The sequence below is a fragment of the Aliagarivorans marinus DSM 23064 genome (assembly GCF_000429485.1).
Taxonomy (GTDB): Bacteria; Pseudomonadota; Gammaproteobacteria; order Enterobacterales; family Celerinatantimonadaceae; genus Aliagarivorans; species Aliagarivorans marinus.
In genome coordinates this window covers 270,863-277,633 of sequence record NZ_AUBY01000009.1, presented here as the reverse complement: position 1 = coordinate 277,633, position 6,771 = coordinate 270,863, and the positions used below count along the sequence as shown (strand labels likewise).

Below are 6,771 nucleotides of genomic sequence, written 5' to 3'. Positions count from 1 at the left end.
TAGCAGTCGTTTCCAACTGTTGTCCCCCACGTAAAGGCATATTCCCAAGCATTACTCACCCGTCCGCCGCTCGACGCCCAATAACGCACCCGAAGGATTGTTAGTGTCGTTTCCGCTCGACTTGCATGTGTTAAGCCTGCCGCCAGCGTTCAATCTGAGCCATGATCAAACTCTTCAAATAAAAGTTGTTTGCTCAAATAAATCACTGAATTAACGTAGTGTTCACTCAGGATAATTTGAAGCGGATTTTTTGTCGCTTCACATCTCGTGAGTGCCCACACAGATTGCTTGATAACTTGTTAAAGAACGTTGCTTCCCGTGAGAAGCGAGGGCGAATTCTAAGGATTTCTGAGTGCTTGTCAAAGCTTTTTTTAAAAGTTTTTTCAAGCGGTGAATCCTGACTCACCCGGCGTAACACTTAGTGTTGACGCCTTGCTAACCGTGGGCGTTTGCCCTGTCAGCGGAGGTGCATTATAGGGATCGGATTCTTTTGCGCAAGCGTTTTTTTGAAGAAAATTTAGGGCAAAAAACAGCCCCCAGACAAGTCCCAACTAACTCACAGACTTATCCACAGACAATGGCGAAGGCCTCAAACTAAGCCTATGATTTAAAAGTATTTGTGGTTTAATGCAAATTTATTAAATAAAGTTGTTCAATTTCTAGCTAACTAGAAATTAGCCAGCTAACATGTCTGGCGTTGGAACAGTAATACTTACAATTAGATAGCTTTGATTTAATTATGAACAATTCGATACTTGTGATGCTTTTGCTCGTCGCTGCTGTGCTCGCGTATTTCGTTGGCGGCGCTATTAATGATGCTTTCCACCCTATCTACCTGTCATTCGCTGTATTAGTCGGTGGAGCGATTTCCCTTATTCCTAAGTCTTCAGGAAAGAACGCTACTGAAACCAGTTCTTCAGAAGCCGTTACCGATACTCAGACGCTTTATGTTGGGAACCTTCCTTATCGTGCAAACGAATCAGCGGTACGCGAGCTGTTTTCGGAGCATGGAAAGGTCGTCTCTGTACGCTTGCTGAAAGATAAGCAGACCGGCAAACGTCGAGGCTTTGGCTTTGTCGAGATGGCAGCAAATGATGCCGACCGTGCTATTGATGCGCTAAATGAACATGAGTACCAACAGCGCACCTTAAAAGTACGTGTGGCAAACGAGCGCAAAGAAGGTTAGTTAAATAGCTGAATGTGGTTTAACCCATATTTAGCTAAACCGCGCTCAACCAACCGCTGGTCAACGGCCTTGGTCGCGTATGCATGCAGTGCGGGACTTGTCGCGCAGCTAACTGCATCCGGTAGCAGGCTAGCGACGCGCCTTGCTATCGCCTCCCCAGAATCGACACAGCTCACTCGTCCCTCCAACGCTTGAGTCACCTCTTCCTTTAATAGAGGGAAGTGAGTGCAACCAAGTACCACACAATCTAAGGTAGGCAGGGTTGCCCACGGCTCTAGGATCTCGGTGACCTCACGGCAGTAATCCAGCGGCTCACCCGCTAACTTCATCTCAGCCAACTCCACTAAGCGCGTGGAGCCAAGAAACTCAATCTGACAGTCGGCAGCAAACTCGCTGATCAAGGCTTCGGTATACGTGCGCTTTACCGTGCCCGGTGTTGCGAGTAAACCAATGTGGCGATTGGCGGATAGCTTTGCCGCAGGCTTAATGGCGGGAACAACCCCTACCACCGGAATTGACAACTTAGCACGCACGGCAGGTAGGGCAAGGGTACTGGCAGAGTTGCAGGCGATGACGACTAAGTCCGGCCGAAGCGCTTCAACGGCTCGACTGAGCAACTGCTCGACGCGCGAGATGAGCTGAGCCTCGGCCAACTCACCATAAGGAAAGAAACGATTGTCGAAGAGGTAGCTATAGCTAAGCTGCGGGCAGCGTTGCCTGACTTGCGCCAGCACACTTAACCCACCCACGCCAGAGTCAAAGAAGAGGACGTGTTTCACTATCGCTACCTATCACACACATATATAAGAAGAGGGAGTGTATACAAACTCCCCCTTTATACAAAGTCTGGATTAGAGCTGATAGCGGAGGTTAATCCAGTAGCTGCGCTCTGCAGATTGATAACCGCTGGCCGTTTCGTAGTCCTTATCGAACAGGTTCACAACCTTCGCTTCCAGGCTAGCACTACCGAACTGGTAGGCTGCGCGCAAATCGGTCACGCTATAGGAATCGAGAATGATCGTGTCATAGCCCGAGTTAGGACGTTCGCTTTGGTAAGTCAGCAGTGCACCAATGCTAAAGTCTTGATAGCCATACTCCACATCCCACTTAAATACGCGTTTGGCGCGGCGCGGAAGTTGATTACCATCTTTGTCTTTCGGGTTGCGGAACTCGGCGATAGCCCGATGCTCAAGCCCAAAGGTATTGAAGCCAGCATCAAACTCGATACCACGTAGCTTGCTCTCGCCTTCGATGTTTTGCGACGTGCAGTTCCAGAACTCATCGCATACTGAGTCTACGAGTTCATCGATTCGCATCTCATAGGCGGAAACACGCCAATCCACATTCGCAACAACACCACGAGCGCCCAACTCATAGTTCTTAGAAGACTCAGGGTTGAGATCCGGGTTACCACCGTAGCCATATAAGTCGCTCATGGTCGGTGCTTTAAAGGCTGTTCCCGCCATGGCAATCAACTGGGTGTTATCGGTGATCCAATAACCCGCACTGGCAGCCCAGGTCGCTTCATCGCCATATTCGCTGTTGTCATCCCAGCGGCCACCTAGTTCAAAGGTTAGTGCGTCGTGCTCTAGCAACAGTGAAGTCATCAAGCCGAAGTTATTTCTCGAGCGCCCTGCCACATCGTAGGCGCTGCCATAGCTAATGTAGTCATCGCCTATTTCTTGCCTTGACCACTCGGCGCCTGCGATCAGTTTTACGCTGCGGTTAAATTGATAGGCGTTAGACCAGGCAATATTGTACTGGCTGATATCGGCGTAGGTGTTGAAATTATCGATACCTGAGGCAACAGCATAGGTTTTGTTGGTTTGGTTGGAGTAGCCAACTTTGAGCTCCGACAGCCATTGCTCGGAGTCGTAAGCGATTGCGCCACTGAGGCTGTGACTTCTCAAGCGAGTGGCGTTTAGCCCAAAGCTCTCAAACTCCACTTCATTTTCGTACCAAAGTCCTGAGAAGTAGGCAGTCCACTGCTTAGCCAAGCGATGCTCATAGGCGGCGAAAGCATTCTTAGACTCAAAGCCATGCTTGTCACCTTGGTTGGTTTCGGTTGGGCGGGCGTTGTAACCATCGCTGTCTTCATAGCTCGCAGCCAGTTTAAGTTGACCATTCTCACCGACAGCAAAATTGCCACGGCCACCAAGCAGATAGCTATCGAAGGAGCCGCCACCGACTTCCAACACCTTACTGGTATCACCAAACTCGCTGCGAGTAATGATGTTGATAACACCGGCGATAGCCTCGCTACCAAAGGTGACGGCGCGAGCACCGCGGATAAACTCAACTCGCTCAACGGCCACCAAAGGTAATTGGTTGAAATCTACCGTACCGGGCGTTGTGGCGGAGGTGACCATTCGCACGCCATCCACCAGCACCAGTACATGGTTTGACTCAGCGCCACGTACGAACAATGAAGTCACCTGACCGCGACCACCATTTTGACCGATTTCAATGCCGGGTAGGGTTTTGAGGACATCCGTCAGCGATTGCGCTTGGAGTCTGTCGATATCGTCGCGGGTAACAACTTCTAGCGGGGCGAGAACCGAAGCCGCATTTTGTGCCACACCGTGAGCGGTGACTACAAAGGTTTCATCAGGGGAAGATTGCTCTGCCGAAACGGCATGCGAAAGCGTGGCTGCCACTGCCAGCGCCAAGGTTTTTTTAGCGTCCATTTTTATCAATCCTATTACGCGTAGAATATGCTGCTGATTGCAGCTCGGTTGTGGCAGGTCTTCGGACTTAGAGGCGGGCAAGTCAACGATTGACTTGTTGTCCTAGGGCTACGACTTCCCATGCATGGCATAGTGTCTGGATGTGGGGTTTCCCCATCCTTGAGCCTTCGTTCCTCAATACCGCTGCGCGACAGCTCCGGATTCTCACCGGATTCCCTTTTCAATCGAGTCGATATAGACATCGCTCGATCACCACAGCGCGGGCAATTATAGAGAAGCCCGGAGCAAAAAGCAGCTCCGGGTGACATTTAGATGTGATTATTCAACGCTTTGGTCGCGATTTTGCTCAGGTAGGTTAGCTAACACTTGCTCTAAAACAGAGGTAAAAGAGGTGAAACGCTCCACTGGGTTAGCCTGTGCTGGTGCACTCTCACCGGCCTCTTGATCATCGCTCTCCTCTGCAGGCTGCAGTCCAGCGGCGGTTAGCGGGAGGATCTGCTCAAGTAGCCCTTGCTGCGCAATATTGGGCTCGGCAAACAAATTGCGCACACGGTCTTGGACTTGCTGCCATTGGTCAATGAACTGACTCAGCTCTGGTACCAATTGATTACCAGCAGGCGTTCCTCCTTGAGACTGAGGCTGATAGGCTGCAGTCGCACTGACCGATGTTTGCTGGGTGTATTCTACGGCAAAGCCCACCAGTTGCTCTTGGTCAAAGCCGATTTCCAGCGCTTGGTTAAACGCCTGATCCAGATTGCCATTGAAGAACTGCGCACCCACTTCATCGACTTGCTTAATCAAATCCGCGATAGCGGCGAGTTCATCTTCATTGAGATCGCCCTCTACGCTAAAGCTAATCGACTGACTCTGGCTCATACTGCCGACAAGATAGTTACCCTGTTCGTTGGAGCCCACTTCCCAGCTCGATGCACGTCCGTAATTAAAGCTGATGGATACCTTGTCGCCTTCGCGGGTCTCGAGCTCCAACGAGCCAGCTTGGCTTTGCGACATGCCAATGCCTGTTAGTCCGCCAAGCGCTGATGCTTGCGGGCGCTCAAAGTCGTTCGCTTCAAGATCGTCGAGGCCTTTTTGGATCAGGTCGTAAGCTGACGAAATCCCCTGTTCCAACTCTTCATCGAGCAGGCCGGCATCACTGAGCTCTTCTCGGGCCGAGTCAAAGCCCATATCCACGCCTTTGCGCGCCTGATTCATCATCTCCAGCAAGGTGTCGTCATCGGCGCCCTCTTGTTTGGCACCGAACAGCGCCCCAGCAACGAAGCTCAACACATTGTTCGCCACCTCTTCTGCATCGAACAACGAGGTGTTCTCTGGCTTGGGCATCTCAACCGGTTTGGCAGGGTTGAGCGCCATGCTGTATTTCTCGACCGAACTAAGCACAACGTGGGTGGCAATGGTCCCTCGCTGATGCAACTCTGCTTTGTCTTGCGCTGGCCCCGCCAGCTTGTTGGCCGCACTGCCGCGATGTTGCTGCAGTAGTTGTTCCGCGTACTGGCGCAGGTGGGAGTTCGCTAATCCATCAACCTTGTTCATATCGCCTCCTGTAAGCAATGCTTAAATAGTTAGAACACCCCGAGTCACTCTGTATCGGCCAGTGCCTTTTAGACTTTAAAGTTTTTTTACTAAAAATGCGTCTAAACTGGACAATTCGCTGTTTGACTGGCTAAATTGCGCTCCCTTTAACCCTGAGTATGTGTCGATGAGCCCACTACCTTATTACCCAGAGCAATATCAAACTCAACTGGATGACAAGACCCAGCAACGCTGCCAACAGTTTGCCGAGTTCTCACCGCCACAACCTCAGGTATTTGCCTCACCACTCAAGCACTATCGGATGCGCGCCGAGTTTCGGGTGTGGCACGATGGCGATGACCTCTACTACATCATGTTTGATCAGCAGACCAAGCAGAAGTATCGGGTCGACAGCTTCCCGCCAGCCAGCGCACTGATTAATGAGTTGATGCCCAAGGTGCTTGAGCAGCTCAAGCAGCGCCCACGCCTACGCAATAAAGTGTTCCAGATTGACTACCTGTCGACTTTGAGCGGCCAAGTCATCATCAGCCTGCTGTATCACCGCCAGTTGGATGACGAGTGGCAAGCGCAAGCCGAAGCGATGCGCGACGAGCTGCGCCAAGACTACGATGTGCAACTGATTGGCCGCGCCCGTAAACAGAAGTGGTGCCTGGACCAAGACTGGGTAGAGGAAGCGCTGACCGTCAACGGCAACACCCTTTGCTACAAACAGATCGAGAACAGCTTCACCCAGCCCAACGCAGTAGTGAATCAGCATATGCTGGAGTGGGCGCTACAAGCGACGGCACATAGCGAGGGCGACCTACTTGAGTTGTACTGCGGTAACGGCAACTTCTCTATCGCGCTCGCTCAGAACTTTGACAAGGTACTAGCCACCGAGATCGCCAAGCCATCGGTAGACTCTGCCCAGTACAATATCGAGAAAAACGGCGTGGATAATCTCAAGATCCTACGCCTGTCAGCGGAAGAGTTTACCCAGGCGATCAATGGCGAACGCAGCTTCCGCCGCCTTGAGCAGGCAGATATCGACTTAGCCGACTACCAGTGCAACACCATCTTTGTGGACCCACCGCGCGCCGGCCTCGATCAGGCAACCCTAGATATGGTGCAAGGCTACGACAACATCCTGTATGTGTCGTGTAACCCTGACACCCTGTTCGATAACCTCAAGCAGCTAACCGACACCCATGTTATCGAGCACTGGGCGCTGTTTGATCAGTTCCCCTATACCCACCATATGGAAGCGGGTGTCTATTTACGCCGCAAGTAAGCGCAGAGTTTTCCCCAGCCAGATAAAACAGAACCCGAGCTAGTCGGGTTCTTTTATCTCTAGGGTTCGCTGCTGAC

5 protein-coding genes, 1 rRNA gene and 1 riboswitch are annotated in these 6,771 nt (G+C 51.5%); of the genes, 2 read left to right on the top strand and 4 right to left on the bottom strand.

The window, feature by feature from the left end; genetic code table 11:
* A 16S ribosomal RNA gene (locus tag G461_RS0103150) occupies nt 1-181 on the bottom strand; the annotation flags it as partial.
* A 558-nt stretch (nt 182-739) separates the two neighbouring features.
* Between G461_RS0103150 and G461_RS23120 the strand changes: the two genes are divergently transcribed.
* Nucleotides 740-1,186 (top strand): RNA recognition motif domain-containing protein, encoded by a 447-nt coding sequence (locus G461_RS23120; RefSeq protein WP_035479077.1) that lies wholly within the window; start codon nt 740-742, stop codon nt 1,184-1,186.
* On the opposite strand, the gene murI is transcribed toward G461_RS23120, so the two are convergent.
* The 3 genes from murI to G461_RS0103130 all read right to left on the bottom strand — a co-directional run bounded on the left by murI (nt 1,183) and on the right by G461_RS0103130 (nt 5,424).
* A complete protein-coding gene (gene murI, locus G461_RS23115; protein ID WP_051333314.1) occupies nt 1,183-1,965 on the bottom strand; it encodes a glutamate racemase in 783 nt (260 codons plus the stop codon). The two genes, G461_RS23120 and murI, sit on opposite strands and share 4 nt — an antisense overlap.
* A 72-nt stretch (nt 1,966-2,037) precedes the next feature.
* Nucleotides 2,038-3,873, bottom strand: coding sequence for a TonB-dependent receptor domain-containing protein (locus G461_RS0103135; RefSeq protein ID WP_035479071.1), 1,836 nt, complete (start codon nt 3,871-3,873; stop codon nt 2,038-2,040).
* A gap of 35 nt (nt 3,874-3,908) precedes the next feature.
* Nucleotides 3,909-4,145, bottom strand: a riboswitch (cobalamin riboswitch).
* Between the two features lie 46 nt (nt 4,146-4,191).
* On the bottom strand, nt 4,192-5,424 hold the full coding sequence (locus G461_RS0103130) for a DUF5610 domain-containing protein (protein WP_026970741.1): 1,233 nt from the start codon (nt 5,422-5,424) through the stop codon (nt 4,192-4,194).
* Between the two features lie 166 nt (nt 5,425-5,590).
* Here G461_RS0103130 and trmA point away from each other — a divergent pair, with 166 nt between their 5' ends.
* On the top strand, nt 5,591-6,694 hold the full coding sequence (trmA, locus tag G461_RS0103125) for a tRNA (uridine(54)-C5)-methyltransferase TrmA (protein WP_026970740.1): 1,104 nt from the start codon (nt 5,591-5,593) through the stop codon (nt 6,692-6,694).
* Nucleotides 6,695-6,771 lie beyond the last annotated feature (77 nt).

Excerpts from the sequence above, each read along its gene's own strand:
- G461_RS0103135 (WP_035479071.1), bottom strand. The coding sequence starts at position 3,873 with ATGGACGCTAAAAAAACCTTGGCGCTGGCAGTGGCAGCCACGCTTTCG.
- G461_RS0103130 (WP_026970741.1), bottom strand. The coding sequence starts at position 5,424 with ATGAACAAGGTTGATGGATTAGCGAACTCCCACCTGCGCCAGTACGCG.
- G461_RS23120 (WP_035479077.1), top strand. The coding sequence starts at position 740 with ATGAACAATTCGATACTTGTGATGCTTTTGCTCGTCGCTGCTGTGCTC.
- trmA (WP_026970740.1), top strand. The coding sequence starts at position 5,591 with ATGAGCCCACTACCTTATTACCCAGAGCAATATCAAACTCAACTGGAT.